Annotated in this window: 20 protein-coding genes and 1 pseudogene; 15 read left to right on the top strand and 6 right to left on the bottom strand. The window is 31.7% G+C overall.

The features are described from left to right. Positions 1-10: 10 nt before the first annotated feature. From Z053_RS0122710 to Z053_RS0122700, 3 genes are read left to right on the top strand one after another with little or no spacing between them, the layout of a single operon-like run. Entirely contained in the window at positions 11-880 is an 870-nt protein-coding gene (locus tag Z053_RS0122710; protein ID WP_025667260.1) for a DUF4249 domain-containing protein, read from the top strand. A gap of 16 nt (positions 881-896) precedes the next feature. Continuing rightward, positions 897-1,934: a sensor histidine kinase gene (locus Z053_RS29190; protein WP_051476124.1), complete on the top strand. Its 1,038-nt coding sequence runs from the start codon at positions 897-899 to the stop codon at positions 1,932-1,934. Then, positions 1,931-2,677, top strand: a complete 747-nt coding sequence (locus tag Z053_RS0122700; RefSeq protein WP_051476123.1) for a LytR/AlgR family response regulator transcription factor — start codon at positions 1,931-1,933, stop codon at positions 2,675-2,677. Before Z053_RS29190 ends, Z053_RS0122700 begins: the two co-directional genes overlap by 4 nt. Before the next feature lie 16 nt (positions 2,678-2,693). Here the strand turns inward: Z053_RS0122700 and Z053_RS0122695 are convergent, their stop codons facing one another. The 3 genes from Z053_RS0122695 to Z053_RS0122685 all read right to left on the bottom strand — a co-directional run bounded on the left by Z053_RS0122695 (position 2,694) and on the right by Z053_RS0122685 (position 5,572). Next, positions 2,694-3,473, bottom strand: a complete 780-nt coding sequence (locus tag Z053_RS0122695) for a lipopolysaccharide kinase InaA family protein (protein ID WP_025667257.1) — start codon at positions 3,471-3,473, stop codon at positions 2,694-2,696. A gap of 97 nt (positions 3,474-3,570) precedes the next feature. Beyond that, positions 3,571-4,626 carry a glycosyltransferase family 4 protein gene (locus Z053_RS0122690; RefSeq protein ID WP_025667256.1) on the bottom strand — a complete coding sequence of 352 codons (1,056 nt, stop codon included), beginning with the start codon at positions 4,624-4,626 and terminating at the stop codon, positions 3,571-3,573. A 4-nt stretch (positions 4,627-4,630) separates the two neighbouring features. Next, a complete protein-coding gene (locus Z053_RS0122685; protein ID WP_025667255.1) occupies positions 4,631-5,572 on the bottom strand; it encodes a hypothetical protein in 942 nt (313 codons plus the stop codon). 108 nt (positions 5,573-5,680) lie between these two features. On the opposite strand from Z053_RS0122685, the gene Z053_RS0122680 reads away from it, so the two are divergent. Then, positions 5,681-6,343 carry a class I SAM-dependent methyltransferase gene (locus Z053_RS0122680; RefSeq protein ID WP_025667254.1) on the top strand — a complete coding sequence of 221 codons (663 nt, stop codon included), beginning with the start codon at positions 5,681-5,683 and terminating at the stop codon, positions 6,341-6,343. 179 nt (positions 6,344-6,522) lie between these two features. Further along, positions 6,523-7,164, top strand: coding sequence for a class I SAM-dependent methyltransferase (locus Z053_RS0122675; RefSeq protein ID WP_025667253.1), 642 nt, complete (start codon positions 6,523-6,525; stop codon positions 7,162-7,164). A 170-nt stretch (positions 7,165-7,334) separates the two neighbouring features. Here the strand turns inward: Z053_RS0122675 and Z053_RS0122670 are convergent, their stop codons facing one another. After that, entirely contained in the window at positions 7,335-8,285 is a 951-nt protein-coding gene (locus Z053_RS0122670; RefSeq protein WP_025667252.1) for a hypothetical protein, read from the bottom strand. A gap of 208 nt (positions 8,286-8,493) precedes the next feature. Between Z053_RS0122670 and Z053_RS0122660 the strand changes: the two genes are divergently transcribed. Genes Z053_RS0122660 through Z053_RS0122635 form a run of 6 tightly spaced genes read left to right on the top strand, consistent with a single transcriptional unit; the run spans position 8,494 to position 14,023 of the window. Beyond that, on the top strand, positions 8,494-9,063 hold the full coding sequence (locus Z053_RS0122660; RefSeq protein WP_025667251.1) for an L-threonylcarbamoyladenylate synthase: 570 nt from the start codon (positions 8,494-8,496) through the stop codon (positions 9,061-9,063). Between the two features lie 7 nt (positions 9,064-9,070). Beyond that, the gene (locus Z053_RS0122655) at positions 9,071-10,495 is read left to right on the top strand and encodes a CCA tRNA nucleotidyltransferase (RefSeq protein WP_035096595.1); all 1,425 of its coding nucleotides are present in this window, start codon (positions 9,071-9,073) and stop codon (positions 10,493-10,495) included. 35 nt (positions 10,496-10,530) lie between these two features. Beyond that, positions 10,531-11,547, top strand: coding sequence for a COX15/CtaA family protein (locus tag Z053_RS0122650; RefSeq protein WP_025667249.1), 1,017 nt, complete (start codon positions 10,531-10,533; stop codon positions 11,545-11,547). 42 nt (positions 11,548-11,589) lie between these two features. Beyond that, entirely contained in the window at positions 11,590-12,108 is a 519-nt protein-coding gene (locus Z053_RS0122645; RefSeq protein WP_025667248.1) for an IS1096 element passenger TnpR family protein, read from the top strand. Positions 12,109-12,162: 54 nt separating this feature from the next. Then, positions 12,163-13,221 carry a nucleoid-associated protein gene (locus Z053_RS0122640; protein WP_025667247.1) on the top strand — a complete coding sequence of 353 codons (1,059 nt, stop codon included), beginning with the start codon at positions 12,163-12,165 and terminating at the stop codon, positions 13,219-13,221. Between the two features lie 28 nt (positions 13,222-13,249). Then, positions 13,250-14,023 (top strand): sulfite exporter TauE/SafE family protein, encoded by a 774-nt coding sequence (locus tag Z053_RS0122635; RefSeq protein WP_025667246.1) that lies wholly within the window; start codon positions 13,250-13,252, stop codon positions 14,021-14,023. Between the two features lie 284 nt (positions 14,024-14,307). Here the strand turns inward: Z053_RS0122635 and Z053_RS0122630 are convergent, their stop codons facing one another. Further along, on the bottom strand, positions 14,308-15,183 hold the full coding sequence (locus tag Z053_RS0122630) for a hypothetical protein (protein WP_152538377.1): 876 nt from the start codon (positions 15,181-15,183) through the stop codon (positions 14,308-14,310). Between the two features lie 413 nt (positions 15,184-15,596). Between Z053_RS0122630 and Z053_RS30470 the strand changes: the two genes are divergently transcribed. Further along, positions 15,597-16,478: a tail fiber protein gene (locus tag Z053_RS30470; protein WP_025667244.1), complete on the top strand. Its 882-nt coding sequence runs from the start codon at positions 15,597-15,599 to the stop codon at positions 16,476-16,478. Between the two features lie 153 nt (positions 16,479-16,631). On the opposite strand, the gene Z053_RS0122620 is transcribed toward Z053_RS30470, so the two are convergent. Next, positions 16,632-17,696 carry a hypothetical protein gene (locus Z053_RS0122620; protein WP_025667243.1) on the bottom strand — a complete coding sequence of 355 codons (1,065 nt, stop codon included), beginning with the start codon at positions 17,694-17,696 and terminating at the stop codon, positions 16,632-16,634. A gap of 238 nt (positions 17,697-17,934) precedes the next feature. On the opposite strand from Z053_RS0122620, the gene Z053_RS0122615 reads away from it, so the two are divergent. The 3 genes and pseudogenes from Z053_RS0122615 to Z053_RS29180 all read left to right on the top strand — a co-directional run. Continuing rightward, positions 17,935-18,834, top strand: a complete 900-nt coding sequence (locus Z053_RS0122615; RefSeq protein WP_025667242.1) for an ABC transporter ATP-binding protein — start codon at positions 17,935-17,937, stop codon at positions 18,832-18,834. A 4-nt stretch (positions 18,835-18,838) separates the two neighbouring features. Next, a complete protein-coding gene (locus tag Z053_RS0122610; RefSeq protein ID WP_025667241.1) occupies positions 18,839-19,675 on the top strand; it encodes an ABC transporter permease in 837 nt (278 codons plus the stop codon). 25 nt (positions 19,676-19,700) lie between these two features. Continuing rightward, positions 19,701-21,905 (top strand): annotated as a pseudogene (locus Z053_RS29180) (CUB protein); the annotation flags it as partial.

The following is a 21,905-nucleotide window of genomic DNA, read 5'->3' as shown; positions in this document are numbered from 1 at the left end:
AATTATTAGCATGAAAAATATAATCACCATACTGTTTACGTTATTAATTATAATCGTTTCTTCTTGTGAAACAGATGTTACCAACGATATCTCTCTAGTCGAAACACCACCTCAACTAGTAATTGATGGAGGTTTAGAACGAAATATCAAGGCTTCCGTTACCACACAACAAATAAGATTACTAACCACAGCACCCTTTTTATCTAATAAAGATTTTCCTTTTATTAGTGATGCTCAGGTTACTATATCTAACAGTGCAAATTCCTGGATTTTTGAACATACAAACAATGGATTTTATGAAAACTCAGACATAGTCCTGGAAATCGGAAATACCTATACTATCACAATCTTATGGAAAGGAGAAACATACCAAGGAACAGATACGCTACAGGAAGAAGTACCCAAATTCGATAAGTTTTATTTTGAGTTTGAAGAAGAAACCGTTTTTGCAGACGAAGGGTACTATATAAAGTTTGATACAACCGACCCTATTAATGTTCAAAATTTTTACCATTACAGACTCTTCAAAAATAATGAGTTCGTCACCGTTCCCGACCCGGGGAATAGCCAAGTATTAGTCGTATCTGATGAATTTTTTGATGGAAAACAACGTATTGGGGTTAAACCTAACGAAGATATCTTTTTTGAAATTGGAGATATTGCAACCGCTCAGCAATTATCAATATCAGAGCCTTATTTTGATTACCTTAAAGAATTATTTACTCAAACCGGAAACTTAGGAAATCCAATAGTTGGTAATCCTCCTCCGGCATCAATACGAGGAAATTTGATAAATTTAGACAATAGTAGCAATCGCGCCCTTGGGTATTTTTATGTAGTAGATGTAGAAGAAGATACTGTAACCATTACTGAAAACTAAAATAAAATAGTATACATTGAAAAGTAACAGAATATATTTTTATCTACTTATCATTCTTTTGTTGAATGCTCTTCATCTTATTAGTGAAATCTATACCGATGGTTTAGAAGAAGGTATCATTGAAACCTTAATTCTGTTACCAGTTAGTTTTCTTTTTACTTTATTTGTCTTTTGGTCAAGATTGTATATCAAAAACACTATTGCAAACAAAATTATAACAGGTAAAAACAAAATACACTTTTTAAGCTTCTGGGCTATAGTTATTACAATCAAAACCCTAGTATTAACTTTCGTTTTAAAAGGATTCAGCACTTACTTTTTTAATGATGATGAAGACCCCGAACCTTTCTTTGATTTAGCTTTTTGGGCAGTATTACTTGCCTGTTTCTCTATAATCGTATTTGTATATTTTATAGAGATCTTTCTTGAGTCTCAAAAAGAAAAACAAGATATTAAAGTAAAACTAACCCAGTACCAAAGTGAAAAATCTATAGCTCAATATTTGGCCTTAAAGAAACAATTAAACCCCCACTTTCTTTTTAATAGTTTTAATAGTCTTTTGGGTTTAATTAGTATTGACAGCAAAAAGGCTGAATATTTTTTACAAGAACTATCTAATATCTACAGGTATAATTTAACCCAAAGTGAAGAAGTTGTAGTAACATTAAGGAAAGAGCTTAAACTAATATACTCCTACATGTCTTTACAAAAAATAAGGTTTGGAGAACACATAACTCTTGAAGATCATATCGAAGAAGCTAAACTTAATTTTTTACTACCTCCTATGACTTTAGAGTTGTTATTGGAGAATGCCATAAAACATAATATCATCGAAAGTAATAAACCGCTAAAAATATCTATCATAAGTGAAGGGAATAGTATTAAAGTAATGAACAACTTTCAACCTAAGAATCATCATTACGAAAAGTCATTAGGAATAGGGTTAAAAAATCTAATCAATCAATATAAAATGCTGCATCCAGAAATTCCGCATTTTAAAATAATCAATGGTAATTATATTGCTTATATTCCTCTAATAGAGCCTGAATTATGATAAAAAGTATTATTATAGAAGACGAAAGTATTGCTGCCATTAGGTTACAGAACTTAATTCAAGAAGTTAATGAGCAAATTATAATCACAAAAGTACTTTCTTCTGTAAACGAATCTATACAATATCTATCTACAGAAAATCCCGATCTCATTTTTTTAGATATTAATTTATCCGACGGGTATTCTTTCGAAATTTTTAAAATACTAGATATTAATGTTCCTATAATATTTACAACCGCATACTCTGAATATGCTATCAAAGCTTTTGAACAAAATAGCATTGATTATCTTTTAAAGCCAGTTACCAAAGAAACACTACAACGTAGTATAAATAAGTTTTTTTCACTTAACAAAAAGCAGCTTCCGGCATATAAAGATTTGTTTTTGCATACCGGACAAGAATACAAAAAAAGGTTTTTAGTAAAGATGAACACCAGTTTAAAAACTATAGACATCAATCAGGTTGCCTATTTTTATACAGACGAAAAATTAACTTTCATTAAACTATGGGATGGTAAGAAAATACCAATTGATTTTTCATTAAAAAAACTAGAACAAGAGTTAAATCCTTTAGATTACTTCAGAATAAACAGAAAATACATTGTTCATTTAAAATCTATTGGAGAAATGTATTACTCTTCTAAGTCGAGGATAAAAATAGCTTTAAAACCAGCATCGCACGAAACTAATATATTTGTTGCTATTGAAAAACTAGGGAAATTTAAAAAATGGCTTTCGCTTTAATCATAACTGTTCATTTTTAATCTTCCCGATATTTTTTCTTCCAGAAAAAGATTTTTCTTTTTAACGCTATTTTATCATGATATTTCTTTTGAAATGCTTCAGTAAGTCCCCACATGTTTTGATATAGCATTGATTCATCCTCACCAGTTAACTTGGCATATTCATTAGACATAATTGCAACCATTTCCTTTTTGGGCGTTAATCTCGAAAAATTACGGATCCTGGTTTCTATATCTAAATCCCTAAACTCCATCCTATTAAGATCTACCAAATAAAAATCATACCCAGAGCTTGTTTTTACAATCAATGTATTCCCGGGAGAATGATCTAAAAACAGGATTCCCTTTTCATGAAGATCATACGTAAATCTTGTAAAAGCTCGTAAAATAGCTTCATGATCTGGATAATCTGGCTCATGTACTAATTCGCGATACGTAAGGTCATAATTGAGCAATTCACTAACATAATAGCTTTTTCTAAATAAAAAAAAGGTAGTATACAAATCATAGGCTAATGGGAATGGAGTTTTTATTCCCAGTTCTAACAACCTATTTGCATAATTATAAGACCTTTCTGCTTTTGATTTTCTAAAGAATCGATATACAACCTGATTTATAAAATTAGGAACCTTGAATGATTTGATAGTATATTTTTTACCTTCAATCTCTACAATTTTTATAACATTGCGTTCTGCATCTCCCAATATCTCATGATAATCATCAAAATGCACTATTGTCTTCTGCACTTCGGTTTCAACTGATTTGTATTTTGGGTGTATGATAAATTTACGTTGCATTCTTTATGTATAATAATCTAAACAAAAGTAACTTTTTGATACGGTTCCTCGGTAATTAGTATTTCGGGATAAGAAAAACTTATACACTTAGTATAAATTACATTAAGGATTTGTATATTTCATTGTATTCTAATGCTGCTGTTTGCCAACTAAATTTTTCTAATTGGGTTTTAATTTTTTCTTCCATTATAAGTCTATTAGACTCAAAATAGGTGATTTTTGTTAAAAATACATCAGCCATATATTCAGGTCCTAATTCTTCCCAATAAAAACATGCTTCACCTCCTATTTCGGGTAGTGACGTTTTATTATAAAGAAAAATAGGTTTATTAAAGTTTAATGCTTCAACTACTGGTAATCCAAATCCTTCTCTTGAAGAAGGAAACACAAAAGCAAAACAATTAGAAAACAGTTTAACTTTTGTTTCTTCGGATACAATACCTTTCAAAAAAACTCTATCTTCAAGCTTATTTTCTTTAATTACATTTTTTAAATGTAAAACATAATCACTACTACCTTTTCCTGCAAGAATAAGTTTAAATTTTTCTGGAATGTGATTCATCATTAAAATAAGCTTCTCCAGGTTTTTATAGGGTCTCATTTCCGTAATACAAAAAAGATAATCACCTGTGCTCTTTTCAGGATCAACTAATGAGGTTTCTTTTAAAGAATTACCATTATAGATTACTTTTTGTGTTTTTGATGCAATAACATTGAAATGCTTATTCACCTCATCTTTGGTAAAGTGCGATACAAAAACAAGTACTTGTGCTCTATCTATTTTTTTTTGAATAAAATCCTTCGTTTTCTGATCTACTGTATCCTCATACATAAAATTAATATCATGAATCGTTAAAACATATGGGATTTTCTTATTCGAAGGTTCAATTTTACTTAGTTGGTTAGTAGAATGAAATATATAATTACGACCAAAAACACCCAACTGGCGATGTATTGAATAATAGTATTTAACAAAAATATTTTTCTGATTAAATATTGATTTATAACCTCCTTTTTTGGGGGTATAAAAAACATAATTCAGATCGGTATCAATAGATGAAAAAGCTTTAGACAAATGATATGAAAATTGCCCAAAGCCTTTATTTAAGTTTTTTAAGTAATGAAAATCTACAAATACTCTTTTATTCTTCACCTTATTATAAATTTAGAATTCTCTTTATCCAATTATCTATCAGGTACTTTTGATAGATTTCATCTGGTATTTCTTCATATTTATTTTCAAAAAAAGATTTAGGAATTTGAATATCGTTTTTATCTATGATTAAGATATTATTTGGGTTATAAAAATCATAGCTAGCAATAGCTGCATTGGTAGTTATTAGTTTTTTGTTGTTTCCTAAACTTTCAAAAACTCTAAACGATAGTCCATCTTGTCCTTCTCTATGAATATCTAACAATACATTAGAATGAGCTACTAACTCATTAACCTCTTTCATATTTATTCGTTCTGTAACGTACTCTACACTACTTTTAGATTCGATTTTCTTTTTACCGAAACTAACAATTTTATAGGAAACCCCTAACTCATCTAATTGTAATGCAATATTATCTATAACTTTAGATCGTTTACTAAACGTACTTATATTAAAAACCTCTTGTTCTATCGATAGGTTATTTTTGTTTTCTTTAAAAATATAATTTGTTGCAAATTTAAAATTATGGTTTTTTGAATCATTGGGCTCAAAAGTATATACCTCATTAAAAAAAGGTGCTACTAGTAATATTTTTGGTATTCTTTCTATATTATCATTAAAAAATGCTGTCAAATCCTCTGTAAATGAACTTATATTTTTAATAATCTGAGGCAGTAAAAAATTAGCGTTAAGCATTAGGATTTTATCTTGTTTCCCTATTTCATTTAATCGCTTAAGGATTTCTTTATTTAAGTGATTCTTTTTTATATCATACTTAAAAAAAGTTTTCCCAATAAAATTAAAAATTCGATGAAAAACTGTAGGATACTGATACCTAAAAGTGTGAAAGTTTATATGATTAACTTCATATCCCTGCTTTTTTAGATTCTTGGCAATTTCATCGTTAATCCCCAAAACATCTAGACTAATCAGTGTTATTTTCATGTTTAAAATAATAATAGAGACAAACTTACTAAAACTAAAGAATCATATTGCTAAAAAAGTAATTTTTAAAATCAATACATTTGTCAGCATTATATTAAAATTATTATAATGAATTATCTATTTATCATTTTACTTATTGTGCTATTAGGGATTGCATTTCCTAAAATCCTCAAACTTATTAAGCATAAATCATTATATCCTTTTATGCCTTATAAATATAATTTTAGAAGAAGACGCATAACTTTTTCTAAAACATTACAGCTTTTAAATGAACGAAATGCAAAAATATTGGTAGAGACAGGAACTTCGAGAAACGGTCTTAAAGCGACTAAAACTGATGGCGGAGCAACAATCGTTTTTGGTAAATGGGCAAAAGAAAATAATGCAAAATTGCATTCTGTAGATATTAGCAAAGATTCTGTACAAGGGGCTCAGGAAGCAGTACAAGAAGAAAACTTACAAGATAGTACAACAGTATATCTAGGAGATTCTCTAGATTTCTTAAAGAATTTCAACGAATCTATCGACTTTTTATACTTAGACAGCTATGATTATTCAAAAACCGATATAGAGATTCAAAAGAAAAGTCAGGAACATCACTTACAAGAATTTATCCTGGCCGAAGATAAATTACATGATAAATCTATCGTTTTAATAGATGATTGCAGACTTCCCGGAGGTGGTAAAGGAAAAACAGTTGTAGAGTATATGCTAAAAAAAGATTGGGAGATTTTAATTAATGCATATCAAATTTTATTAGTAAAAAAATAATCCTGTTTATAAGGTTTTAAAAAATTATTACACTTCAATTACCTATACTAATTAATGTGATTTTAGTATAGATCGATATATTTGCATGATATTTAGTAATTGCATCCTAAAAATAAAGTGATAATTTCTATTCAAAATGTAATTGCAAAAATTATCATTAACTAAAAAACATTATAATAATGGATTATGACAATAAACCCGAGGGGTACTACAATAATATCAGAAATGAAATGTTTTCTTTTTTTCCAAAAGAAGCAAAAACAGTATTAGATGTTGGTTGTGGAGAAGGTACTTTTGCTGCTTTTATTAAAGAAAAACACAATACTGAAACCTGGGGTATTGAATTGATGCCAGAGCATGGAAAAAAGGCCGAAAAAGTGCTCGACAAAGTTTTTATTGGTGAATGTGAAAAATTTATTGATGAACTACCAGATAATCATTTTGACGCTATCTATTTTAACGATGTTTTAGAACATCTTGTAGATCCATATTGGGTGTTAGAAAAAATAAAAAACAAACTATCACAAAACGGTGTCATTATAAGCTCGATACCTAATATGAGATACCATAGTGCTTTAAAAAATCTGGTACTTAAAAAGAATTGGGAATATGAAGAACACGGTATAATGGATAAAACACACTTGCGATTCTTTACTGGTAAGAGTATTGCAAATATGTATACGAGATTAGGATATAAAATAGTACTTCATAAAGGTATTAATAAAACAAAATCTATTAAGCCATTTCTATATAATATTCCTTTTCTATTTACAGCAATGGATATGAGATATCTGCAGTATGCTACTGTTGTTAAAAAGTAAGATCTAAGAAAGAGATGAATAATCTGCTTTCTTTGGATAATAAGAATATTAAATTAACATATCACTTACTCCAAAATACAGAAGGCATTTTATATACAAATTAACAAAGGGTTCCAATATTGGAACCCTTTGTTTTTTTTAAATTCTATCTAATTTTAGCGTTTATCAAACTACCAATTAATTCGATCTCTCCATCGGTTACGTTCTACATCGCCATACATCTTCTCTGTTATGGTTCCGCTTACATTAATATCCCAATGAGCACCAGCTATTGGTCCCGGAGCAGTGACAGAATTAAGAAGTAATGTTTGATGGGTAGCACAAGAGGATGAAAATACAACAGAACGATTATTAACATCACTTGGATGAGGTGAAACCGGACCATTATGATTTCTTAAAAAAGAGTTATTACTTAAATTAATTGAAATTTCTCTTCTTTCCCCAGAAAGTCTCCATCTTCTACGTTTAGGGTTATATTCTAACTTTACTCGTAAGAATATTCTATAGGTATCTACCCGGAAAGGTCCTCCTGTATTTAAATGTTCTGCATAAACTTCATGCACATATTTAAAAGCTCGAGGAGAAGTTCCTTGAACGTTACCCGAACCGCAATTCTCAACATATCTTTGCTTTCTAAATTCATATTGATTATCCACAACAACTGTTTTTGCACCATCTACTCCTGTCTCATTACTAGGCACTCCTTTCGGATTAACTCGAGTGTAGGATACAGAACCAACTTCTTTAAGGTTTTCTATATTAGATTTTTGAATAGCAATTTCTCCTTCGTCAAGTTCATAAAATTTACCAGCATTAAACCAAACGATTTTTCCACCCAATTCAAACTCATTATCATTATTTAAAATCCCTTGAATTGCAGGTGAAACCTCTAGGTCTCTATCAAATGAGAAAAAAGAGTTCATTTCTAACTCTTCCATACCCAATTTTGAAAACTTAGAATAAAGATCATTAAATTCATTCCAATCTTTAAAAGAAAATCTATCCGTTTTTGATTCAATAATCGATTCGACACTTGCCTCTTGTTCAATAGAATTGACATCTCTTTTTTCACAAGAAATGATTACTGTCATTATGAACAGTAAAAAAATGATTTTTTTCATAATATTAAGGTTTTAAGATTATTTTTGCACAAAATAATTTCTGTCATGCATTCAGAATTTGTATAATGGAATTGGCCAATTCATAAATGAATGTTTTCAACAATAAGCATGTTACTGGCAAAAACAATAATTACAACTACTTTAACTTTTCTTACAAAAAAAGTTTTAAAGTAATACCATTTCATAATCATCTATTAATTCAAAACTAATGTCTGATCAAATCATAGAAACCCAAAATGCAATCAATACACTAAAAAAAGGAGGGATTATCCTCTATCCAACCGATACGATTTGGGGTATTGGTTGTGATGCTACTAATGCAGAAGCAGTTGATAAGGTATATGCCCTAAAAAAAAGGGAAGAAAGCAAATCTATGATCTGTTTGGTTAGTGATTTTAAAATGCTACAACAATACATAGAAGAAGTCCCAGAAGTAGCCTATGATATTCTAAAATATGCTACAAAACCTACTACTATTATCTATGACAGACCTCTGCGTGTGGCAGAAAATATTATTGCAGATGATAATACATTAGGTATTCGAGTGATAAGAGATCCTTTTTGCGGAAAACTAATTAGGAAGCTTAAACGACCCATCGTTTCAACTTCTGCTAACATTAGTGGTATGCCTGCTCCAAAAAACTTAAAAGAAATACCTGCTGCAATTTTGGAAGGCGTAGACTATGTCGTAAATTTGCCCCTACAAAAAAAAGGAGCTAAACCTTCTTCGATTATTAAAATAGGAGGCGATAGTACCGTAAAAATTATTAGGAAGTAATTGATTCATGTCGGAAATCAAAAATTATAAAGAAGCGTTACAACATCCAATTTTTGATACAATTGCCAAAGCATCAGCACATCTAAAATTAGACAGCTATGTTATCGGCGGATTTGTAAGAGATCACATATTGCAAAGAAAAACTGCCAAAGATATTGATATTGTTGCTATTGGCAGTGGTATAGCATTAGCCAAAGAAGTATCCAAACTTTTACCTGGTAATCCTAAAGTACAGGTTTTTAAAACCTATGGTACAGCAATGCTAAAAACTGAGGATATCGAGGTAGAATTTGTTGGAGCACGAAAAGAATCTTACTCTAAAAATAGTCGCAATCCCACCGTAGAAAACGGAAGTTTAGAAGATGACCAGAATAGACGGGATTTTACAATTAATACTCTTGCTTTACACCTATCACCAGAAAATTACGGAGAAATACTGGATCCTTTTAATGGTTTAGAAGATCTTAAATCAAAAATAATCCGTACTCCTTTAGATCCTGATATTACATATTCTGATGATCCTTTGCGAATGATGAGGGCTATTCGTTTTGCTACACAACTCAATTTCAAAATAGAATCCACCTCGCTAGGGGCTATTGCAAAAAACAAAGACCGAATTAAGATCATTACCAAAGAACGTATTGTTGATGAGTTACATAAAATTATGTTAAGTGATAAACCATCAACTGGTTTTAAATTACTAGAACAAACCGGTCTTTTGAATTATATTTTACCCGAACTTATTGATTTAAAAGGTATAGACGAAGTCGAAGGACAACGACATAAAGATAATTTTTATCACACCCTAGAGGTGGTAGATAATATTGCCCAAAACACAGATGATCTCTGGTTACGCTGGGCAGCTTTACTTCATGATATTGGTAAAGCTCCTACCAAAAAATTTAGCAAAAAAATAGGATGGACTTTTCATGGTCATGAATTTGTGGGTTCAAAAATGGTATTTAAACTCTTTAAGCGTTTAAAAATGCCCTTAAATGAAAAAATGAAGTTTGTTCAAAAAATGGTATTAATGAGCTCCAGGCCTATAGTGATTGCAACAGAAGTTACAGATTCTGCAGTTCGAAGACTGGTGTTTGATGCAGGAGAACATATTGAAGAGTTAATGACACTTTGTGAAGCCGATATTACTACCAAAAACCCGAAACGCTTTAAAAAGTATCACAATAATTTTAAGATTGTAAGACAAAAAATGATTGAAGTTGAAGAGCGAGATCATATTCGCAATTTTCAACCTCCTGTTACCGGAGAAGAGATTATGGATACTTTTAATATCAAACCCTCTCGTGAAATAGGAATCATTAAAGAAGCTATAAAAGAAGCAATTCTAGAAGGTGAAATTCCTAATGAGCATGAAGCAGCTTACGAGTATATGGTAAAGAAAGGTGAAGAATTAGGGCTAAAAAGTAACTAAGATTCTCTATATCAAAAATTTGTATTAGCAAAAAAATGAAAAAAGACAATAAAAAGGTAATATACTGGTTGCTCACAGGCTGCCTATTGATTTTTATTATGGTTGTTGTTGGTGGAATTACCAGACTTACTCATTCTGGGTTATCAATCTCTAATTATAAATTAATTTCAGGCACTATTCCTCCTATGAGTGAAACAGAATGGAATGCTGCATTTGACCTATACAAACAATACCCCGAATATCAAAAGATAAACCATCAATTTACTCTCGAAGATTTTAAAGACATCTATTTCTGGGAGTGGCTGCATAGAGTTATCGGAAGATTTATAGGTATCGTATTTATTATTCCATTCGTATATTTCTTAATCAGAAAGCAACTTACGAGACCCACCATAAAAAAATCTATAATACTTATGTTATTAGGAGGTTTTCAAGGGTTTCTTGGTTGGTTTATGGTAAAAAGTGGGTTAATCGACAGGCCCGATGTAAGCCATTATCGTCTTGCAATGCATCTTACTGCAGCATTCATAACCTTTGCATATACATTTTGGGTAGCTCTAGATCTTATATATCCTAACAAAAAGCAAATTGACATTAAATTTAGAAATCTAATCCGATGGGGATTGGCAGTTCTTTTACTTCAAATTATCTATGGCGCTTTTGTTGCAGGATTAGATGCTGGCTTGCTACACAATCATTGGCCATTAATGAATGACGGAACTTTAATTCATGAATCTGTTTATATAGAACAATCTCCTTTAATCAAGAATTTTGTAGAGGGAAAAAGCGGAGTTCAGTTCATACATCGCTATCTGGCTTATATCGTTGTAGGACTTATTGCCTTTATCTGGTATAGAAGTAAAAGAATTAAAAAAAATAATATTCAATCTAATTCATTAAATATATTAGTAATTATCGTATGTATCCAGTTTTTGCTAGGAATATTTACATTAATTTTTAGAGTACCCATAGTATTAGGGATATTACATCAAATTGTTGCTTTTTTCTTATTAGGGGCAATGACTTTTTCATTACACCGTTTTAGTAAATAACAATGCATTTATAGTATCTTTGCATTTTCAAATTAATAAATAATGATATACCGTTTCAGAATTATCCTGGATACAGAAGAAGATGTATTTAGAGATATTGAAATAGAACAAGATGCTACTTTAGAGCAGTTTCATAATGTAATAACCCAATCTTTTGGTTTTGATGGAACAGAAATGGCTTCTTTTTACATTAGTGATGATCAATGGAATCAAGGAGAAGAAATATCATTATTTGATATGAGTGATGGTAATCAACCTGTTAGATTAATGAATGAGACAACTCTTATTGATGTGGCTCATGAGGCTTCTCCCAAGTTAATCTATATCTATGATTTCTTAAGTATGTGGACGTTTTTGGTAGAACTTGCTGAAATTGCTGAATATGAAAACGGAAGAGAATATCCAAATGTAATGTATATTCATGGTCAAATACCTGATCAGGCACCTGATAAAGAGTTTAAAGCAGACGAATTAGACGACTTTAATGAAGAAGGTGAAAATAAAGATTTTATGGATCTTGATGAATATGAAGATTTGGGATTTGATGAGAATTGGAATTAAAATTTAACTATTAATTAAAAAGATCCCGGCTTTCGCTGGGATGACATACATGTCATGATCAACTTATATAGCACTCAAATCGAATCATTATCGGTTCACCGGGTTGGAAACAAGAATAAAAATGAAAATATATTCTTGTCAGAATCACCATATGTCCTTAATGATGAATTAACTGCACTTCTAAAAGAATATTTTTTTAAACCTTTTAGAGAAAAGGAAGAGAATTATTTTCAATTTGCTAATGAAGTAGATATAGAATTTAATCCACTGTTTAAAATTGTAACCGAAATTTTTGAACATCCTTCTTCAGTTCATGAAAAATCTAAAAGAATTGCTTCATTATTGTATGAACAATCACAACATCCACATATTAAAAGTGGCGAGGTATATGTCACTTATTTAGACAATGTGACTATCGATAATGAAAAAGTTGATGCTATAGGTATCTTTAAATCAGAATTAAAACATGATTTCCTTCAGTTTGAAGAAAAAGAAACTGATATCGAATTATTAATCCAACAAGGTGTAAACCTAAATAAGCTCGATAAAGGCTGTTTAATTTTTAACCATAAAAAAGAAGAAGGATATAAAATCCTTTCTATAGATTCTAACCGTTATGATACCAAATATTGGTTAGAGCATTTCTTAGGAGTAGAAGCTTTTGCCGATGAGAATTTTTATACTAAAAAGTATATGAAATTCTGCCAGGATTTTGCAAAAGATGTAGTACTCCCTGCCGAAGATAAAAAAGAAGAAGTGATGTTTATGAATCGTGCTGTAAACCACTTTGCCAAAAATGATGAATTTGAAGAATCTGCATTTTTAAATGATGTGATTGATAATCCTGATTTGATTCCAGAATTTAAGCATTATAAAGTAGAAAAAGCACCAAAATATCAAATCGAGGACCTTACCACCTTTCCTATCGCAAATAATGCAGTAACTGCTGCTCGCAAAAAGATAAAAAATGTCATCAATCTAGATACTAATGTGCAGATAAAGATGGATTTCATCAACCCAGAATCCGCAGAAAAATTTGTAGAAAAAGGATGGGATGAAGAAAAGCAAATGTATTACTATTTGGTATATTTCAATAAAGAACAAAAGACCTAAGAAAGCAAAAAGCTAATAACCATCTATTATGGATTTTATTCTGGTCGGTATTATAGCTTTATTAGGATCGGGATTAACATTTTTTTCTGGTTTTGGGTTAGGTACATTATTGATGCCTGTATTTGCTATATTCTTTCCTATAGATATTGCAATCGCTCTTACAGCAATAGTGCACCTACTTAACAATTTGTTTAAACTAACTCTTGTTGGTAAAAAAGCTAATTTACAAACAGTACTGCGTTTTGGGCTACCTGCTATTGTATTTGCCTTTTTTGGAGCATATACATTAGGAAAACTCACCTATATAGATCCTTTATTTAGTTATACTATTGCCAATACCCTATATGAAATCACAGCAGTAAAAATATGTATCGCAATAGTATTAATCTTTTTCTCTCTATTTGATCTCATTCCAAAATTGAAACGATTAGAGTTTGATATCAAATATTTACCCTGGGGTGGCGCACTAAGTGGCTTTTTTGGAGGATTATCGGGGCATCAAGGAGCATTACGAACAGCTTTTTTAATTCGGGCAAAACTTAGTAAAGAAGCTTTTATAGCTACAGGAGTTATTATTGCTTGCTTTATTGATATCTCGAGACTTACTATATATGCCAAAGACCTTTTACAATTAGGTGATCAACTTAATTATCCTATGCTTATAGTCGCAACATCAATGGCTTTTATTGGAGCTTACATCGGGAATAAATTTCTTAAAAAAATCACCATACATACGATTCAAATAGTGGTAGGAGTTTTATTAATTGTTTTTGCACTACTTCTGGGAATTGGTATTTTGTAATCTGAGTTCGACCAAAGCTAAAATATTATAAAAAGTGTCAATTCGAGTGGTTTTTCAGAATGACCTCTCGACTACGCTCGAGGTGAGGTGGAGAAAAACTGTATCGAGAATAGTTTTTTTGGATAGAAAACCACTATTCTCGACACAATCTTTTTACGTCAAACTCAGGTTTGTAAATCTGATCTTAGATCAAACGGCATAGGTCTTACGCTTTTTTCGTTTCTTACTCCTGTTCAGAGTACACATTTAAAAAAAGTGTGATTTCATTTTTGTTTCAATCGATGTTAATCAAATGGGTTATCAAAAGTATCTGGTCCTTTCTGATAGAAGAGTACTTCTCCTCCTACTTTTCTATTATCATTCCATACATCCCAATCACAATGAAATTCTATCCCCCTTACTCTTTGTTTAAACCACTTATTTGAAATATAACCAGACGACACCTGAGTTCGAGGTGAAAGAGTTATTTGTCTAATCTCTTTGAAATGATTTCCTTCACCTTCAGTTACACTAAACTTAACCTGTCTGTCATAATCACAGTTTCCAACCTTAAAGCGAAGTCCTCTGCAAGACTTCCTTACAGTCCAATTATTATGTGTATCTGGACCAGCATTCCAATTAAAAGGTGTATAATTAAAATAATACGCTGTACCTGAATTGGTTGAACTATTAACCCATACTCTTTTCCCTCCTGTAAGGAAGCTATTACATTGCGATAACTGAACAGGAACAGGTGAAGCAGCTCGATTTTTTAATTTTGACATCGTTGATACTGATATTTTTATGGGACTTTTATGATTCTCTATTATTTTTCTAGTAGAGATCAATTTTTGTACATCCTTAAAATCAGGTGAATCCATAAATGCTTTTGGTACTGCAACATGGTCTTCTGTAAGTAATAAAAATCGCTTAAGACAGCCATCGTTCTCGTCAAAATCAATTATTTCATTGTCCATCGAACCTCTTTCTTCGTAATAAAAACCCTCGCCGTTAAATTCGAATGTCACCGTATTGTTATTGGGCAGCTGTAATGTTGCCAAGGTTTTCCATCCTAATTCTTCAGTTTCAGGTTCATGCATAATCTCATCGTGATCTGTACAGCTTAACAGGAATAAACACACACTTAGGGGCAAGGTATTTTTAATTAATAATTTTCTCATAGTTTTACCATTGGTAAAGTTTAAAATGTTTGACAACATGATTAATTTTTTAAAATTAAAATCTCCTAAACTTTTATAGACACTCAGGGATATGTCTTTATAATTTTACTATTTCTTTTAAAGTAACATCTAGCTTTCTAATATTTGCCAAACCTAGGGCGCTATCGATATTATATTGTCCTGATTCTTTGAATTTTCAAGAAATAAGGACAGTTTTGTAAAATTTTATAAGGCTCTAGAGTGAGGTTACTGCAGTTACTTGGATAGAAGTTTTAAGATTGTTTAATTAATCTACTGGTTTCTCTCAACTCTATAAATTCATTAATATCTTGCAATTACAAATTACATTTATGTATATTTGTCCTTGAATTCCTACCCTATTACAAAATCAATATTTATTTAATTTTTAAACTATGAAGAAAAGTATATTTCTATCAGTATCTCTTGTATTGATATCATTCATCAGTACCGCTCAAAACAACACGTTTCCAACTACTGGTAATGTAGGAATTGGAACAACCACTCCAGACCAGGCTCTTGTGGTTAAAGGAAGTATTTCATTTGATTATGGTGACACAAAATCCTATAATGGTTTTCGACTTATTGGTCCTAAAACCGAATACTACAATATAATAACCGGTGGAACAGCAGTAATTCATGAATTTACCGGTTCACTTGGTTCTATTATGTCTTTAACAAATGACGGAAAAGTAGGAATAGGAACAACAACTCCATCTTCAAAATTGCATGTAAATTCTACTGAAAAGAATGCATTTAGGGTATATAAAGAAGGTGTCTCTGACAAGTACTTAAACGTCTGGCATGGAAGCTCTGGAGCCGTTATTGAACCTATTAAAGAAAACGGAGGTACTTCAGAATTATATATAGGTGGGTATGAAAACCCAACTAATTTATATTTATCCACTAATGGTGGCAACGTAGGAATTGGCACCTCAACTCCAGATTCAAAACTTGCAGTAAATGGTAAAATACACGCCAAAGAAGTAAAAGTTGATTTAACCGGTTGGCCAGATTACGTATTCGAAAATAATTACAACTTACCTACTTTACAAGAAGTAGAAAATCATATTGTAGAAGAAGGACATTTACCTAATATCCCATCTGCTTCAGAAGTAGAAAAAAACGGTATTCAACTTGGAGAAATGAATGCTAAACTACTTCAAAAAATCGAGGAACTTACGTTGTATATGATTGCACAAAATAAGAAGACAGAACAGTTACAAAAAGAGATAGAGTTACTCAAACAAAAGAATATAGAATTAGAAAAAAAGTAGTGTACTCTTTTTTCTAAAAAAACAACTAAAAGGTTTCTGATAGAATATCGGGAACCTTTTTTGTTTCTTTAAGCAGAATAATTCCGTAGAGAGTTATCAAAATAATTAGATAAAGATCAATCTAATTTAAATATGCAGTTTATAAGTATAACATCACTCTAATAATCGTCTCATATTCACATTTTCATAATTACGTCGTACAAAATCCATCGCCGTTTTAAGAACTTCACCCATAGATTTACTACGACGAAATTTTAAATCTAAAGTAAAATTATAGAGGTGTTCTCTAAGTTCTTTCAAGTTTTCTTGGGTAGAGATACGATCTGCACACATACATTCAACCAAATTTTCATAACGGGATCTCGATGTTAATACGCGTTTTGCCAAAATAGAACGCTCTTCTTTTTTATATTGTTCGATAGAACTTAGCTGTAACTTATTCATCACAATATCTACCATATCAAAATTCTCTTTAAAAAACTGGGGTTGATATACTTTTAGTTTTCCTTCATAACATTGCTGATCAAAATCAATAGCTCTTATCTTGTATTCTACATGATCAAAATCGTGAATAGGAATAATCACATAGTTATAAGATCTCATATCTCCTAGCAATCGCATTTGGCAACGCTCATTAAATTTCACAAATTCTTTAGCTATCTGTGACTTGGCCTGATCGCTTAAATCAGGTAAAAAATCTTTGATAAATACATCCCCAGGAATCCCGGCAATATGTTCTTCAATAAGTGTATTTTTATACACCAAAAAGTTAATTCTATTTGGTGAAAACATATGCTCTAATTCTAGTCCATAAATACGCGACGCATCAGCTTTTTTTACATAGATATATGTATAGTTATCATTAAGAATATTTCTAACTTTTATTCTAAAAGGCTTTGAGTTTCCAAAAGTACAATAGTCTATAGCATCAATATTAAGAAACTCAATAGCATCTTCATTACCATCAGAATGTAGGATTGTATATACTTTTTTAAGGCTGGATTCTATTTCTGGTCGCTCATGTTCTTCATAATACACCCGTACCCATAGCGTATCCTCATCCTTGCTATCATAAACAACTATAGAACCCGAAAACCTAAGTAAATCATCATAAAATACCGGAATCTTAATTTTACGATTACATTCTTTTAAATACGTATCCAGTTTATCGTTGATAGGATACGTTGGTTTTTTCTTCGACATTAATTTTTCGTCCATAGCAGCACTTTTTGTAAAAAAGCAATTTACAAATTTCAGATGTACAAATCACTTTTAAAAAAAATTGCTGAATACCGTTTAACAAACAATAATCCACAATAAAAAACATATACTTACATTCAACAAATAACCATCTACATCAGAAAACACGCACTTACAATCAACAACTATCAACTTTCTTGTAACAAAACCCTATACTTGTCGTCTTGTTTTATATAACCACCAAAAACAATTACAATTGGAAAATATCCTCACCTTAAACAATCTCACCAAAAAGTTTGGAGCACTAACGGCTGTCAAAGACCTCTCTTTTACTATAAAGAAGGGAAATGTGTATGGCATTCTTGGTCCAAACGGAAGTGGTAAATCTACTACTTTGGGTATCGTACTTAATGTTGTTAACAGTACCTCTGGTGAGTTTATCTGGTTTGATGGTAATACATCAACTCATGATGCACTAAAAAAAGTTGGAGCAATTATAGAACGCCCAAACTTTTACCCATATATGACTGCGGCCCAAAACCTTAAATTGGTATGCCAAATTAAAGGGGTGGACAGCAATAAAATTGACGAAAAACTTGAAGTTGTAGGGTTATTAGATAGAAAAGACAGTAAGTTTAGAACGTTCTCTCTGGGAATGAAACAGCGATTAGCTATTGCTTCTGCCCTGCTAAATGATCCCGAAATATTAATCCTTGATGAACCTACTAATGGATTAGATCCACAAGGGATACATCAAATTCGTGAAATCATCAAAAAAATTGCCTCTAAAGGAACTACTATTCTTTTGGCATCTCATCTACTCGATGAAGTAGAAAAAGTTTGTAGCCATGTAGTGATTATAAGAAAGGGCGTAAAACTATATTCTGGACCTGTAGATGAAATGAATGCTAGTTATGGATTTTTCGAACTGAAGAGCGATCAAAAATCTGCATTAACAGAGTGGTTATCTAAGCATAATGATTTTAAAAATTTCAAAGAAGAAGACGGTAAAATAATTGCATTTTTGGCACACGAGCTGGATGCAGAAAGTCTTAACAGGCAACTATTTAAAGAAGGAATAGTTCTTACACACCTTGTGAAACGAAAAGAAAGTCTCGAAGAACAATTCTTACAATTAACCAACAATTTAAACTAAAGCCATGTTACGACTACTAAATATAGAATTTCAAAAACTAAAATATAACAAAGCCGCAAAGGTAATTACGATAACCTACTTTATATTAATAACCTTTATCGCTTTAATCGCCTCGATAGAATTTAATTTTGCTGGTGTAAAATTTAGAATAGCCGATCAGGGGATTTTCAATTTTCCATATATATGGCATTTTAATACGTATATCGCTGCGTGGTCCAAGCTATTTTTGGCTATTGTTATTGTTTCTATGATGGCCAATGAATACAGTCATCGGACCTTAAAACAAAATCTAATCGACGGACTAAGTAAAAAAGAATTCATTAGTTCTAAGTTTCTAACCGTTGGTGTCTTTGCCCTGATCTCTACCCTATTTTTATTCGTAGTATCTATGATTTTGGGATTAAGCTTCTCTGATTATAATGAGTTTTCTATTATATTCTCTGATCTAGAATATGTTCTGGCGTATTTCATAAAACTAATTGGTTTTTTTGCTTTTTGTATGTTCCTTGGGATTTTTGTAAAGCGTTCTGCCTTCGCCCTTGGGTTTCTATTTATCTGGTGGGTTGTAGAAAATATTATATATGCATTGCTAAAGTTTAGGCTATTTAGAGGAACCGAAATCGCAGATAACATCGTACAGTTTTTCCCTTTAGAATCTATGGCAACTTTGATTAATGAACCTTTTACACGGTTAAATTTTATTCAATCGGCTGCAAGTCAATTAGGAGAAACTTTTCAAAGAGATTATACTGTACATTGGTATGAAATCTTAATCGTATTGGTTTGGACAGTTGTTTTTATATATCTATCTTATTACTTGCTTAAAAAGAGAGATTTGTAATATATTTGGGCTTCAGAGCTCAACTATGCGATACATCTATGTAGTTTTTTTTGCTTTATTCTTTCACTATTCATTGCTGTATAGTCAGGGAGAAGCTAATAGTTGGTATTTTGGTCAGAATGCAGGTATAAGTTTCAATACAACTCCTCCTACAGCACTTACTAATGGTAGAGTGAATACACTTGAAGGGTGTACTACAATATCTGATGCAACAGGAAATTTATTATTTTATACCGATGGCATTACCGTTTGGGATCGATCGCATTCTATTATGCAAAATGGTACAGGGTTAAAAGGTGATCCCTCCAGTACTTCTTCTGCACTAATTGTTCCTCAACCAAACTCTCCAAATCTGTACATCGTTTTTACTGTAGATGAGCCTCATCATGACAATGCTGATAATGACCCTACTACTTTTGATGGAGATGGGGTAAACGATGGATTTATGTATTCTATTGTAGATATGTCTTTGAATGGAGGAAATGGAGCTGTAGTTACAGGCCAAAAAAACATACCTTTAATTACTTACAATACTTCAAATGGCTTAGAGAGTCGATACAAATGTTCAGAAAAAATTACAGCTGTAAAAAGTGATGATTGTGATTCATTTTGGGTAATTACACATTTTGTAGATACATTCTATGCTTTTAAAGTTGATCAAACAGGAGTTAATACTACACCGGTTACTTCTCGCATTGGAGTTACTGTTCCTCTTTCTGGGTATCGGCGTAATGCTTTAGGGTATATTAAAGCTTCACCAGATGGTGATAAAATAGCTGTAGCACATTTTGGTTTTGCAACTGTCACGGCAGGTAATGGGCCAGGAAAAGTTTTACTTTACAATTTTGATAATACCACCGGAGCTATTAGTAATGAGGTCGAGTTAAGCAATAGCAATTCTCCCTATGGAATAGAGTTTTCTCAAACCGGACAAAGACTATACGCTACTTTCGATATTGGTGACGAAGGAAACGGACAAAGTTTTTTAATGCAATATGATCTCTCATTGCCGGATAATCAAATTGCAGCAAGCGGAACAAGGATTCTTAACCAAAATAATCAAAGCACTTTTTCTTTTGGTGCAGGAGCTATACAACTCGGTCCAGATGGTAAGATTTATCGAACATTATATGATTTCAACACCCAAATAGGCGATTATCTTGGAGTTATCCAAAACCCCGAAGCAGCAGCAGCCAATATAATTTATAACGAGCAAGGGGTACTTGTTAATACAGATGGTTCTAGAAGTGCTCTTCTTGGACTTCCTCCCTTTATTCAATCTATTTTTGCACAAAATATTGATATCATTAATAATGGAGATCCTAATAACGTTAATCTTGCTTTATGTGAGGGAGGTACATACCGATTGTCTTATCAAAATATCCCAGGTGCCAGCTATACCTGGTTTGTAGATAACAATCAGATTGCAAATGCTGTTCATTTTTTAGATATTACAATAACAGCCAACTACAGATTAGAAGTTGATCTTAATGATGGTAGCTGCCCTCTCATTGGCGTTGCTAATGCTACTTTTTTCGAAGTCCCGACTGCTATTGCTTCTACACTAGTACAGTGTGATGCGTATCAAACTATTGGAGATAATATTACCCTGTTTGATTTACATCTTGCAAACGATCAGCTTACTGGTGGAAATAATCAATACACAACCCAATTCTTTATAGATCAACCTTCTGCACAGGCAGGAACACCAAGAATCAGTAATGAAAATGCTTTTCAAAATACTCAAAATAATCAACAGGTATATGCGCGGGTAATTAATACCAACAATACAAATTGTTTTGACATTACAACTGTTACTTTAGAGGTGAGTTCTACCGATGTAAACGATGCCGAGTTACGAGTTTGCGATGATGATGGTACCGAAGATGGGTTTACCGTTTTTGATCTAACTGAAGCAAATCAACAGGTATTATCAGGAATTACCAACCCTGGATTAACGATTACATATTATGAAAATACAGAAGATGCATTATTAAACAGAAACCCTATTACAACCACTACCAATCGTACACAAAACACTCAAGGGGATGATATTGTTTATGCAAAAGCTGAAGAAAATGGAGGGGAATGTTTTGGAATAAGCAGTGTACGTTTATTTGTAGTCCCGTTACCCAATATCGAACCTGATTCTGAGTATTTCTTATGTCAAAACGAAACAAATATCGAAATCGATGCTGGCCTCCCTACCAATGGTAATCTCAATGATTTT

The organism is Aquimarina megaterium XH134 (assembly GCF_000520975.1).
Classification (GTDB): domain Bacteria; phylum Bacteroidota; class Bacteroidia; order Flavobacteriales; family Flavobacteriaceae; genus Aquimarina; species Aquimarina megaterium.
The sequence above is the reverse complement of the archived record's forward strand: the minus strand, read 5'-3'. Positions and strand labels throughout refer to the sequence as shown.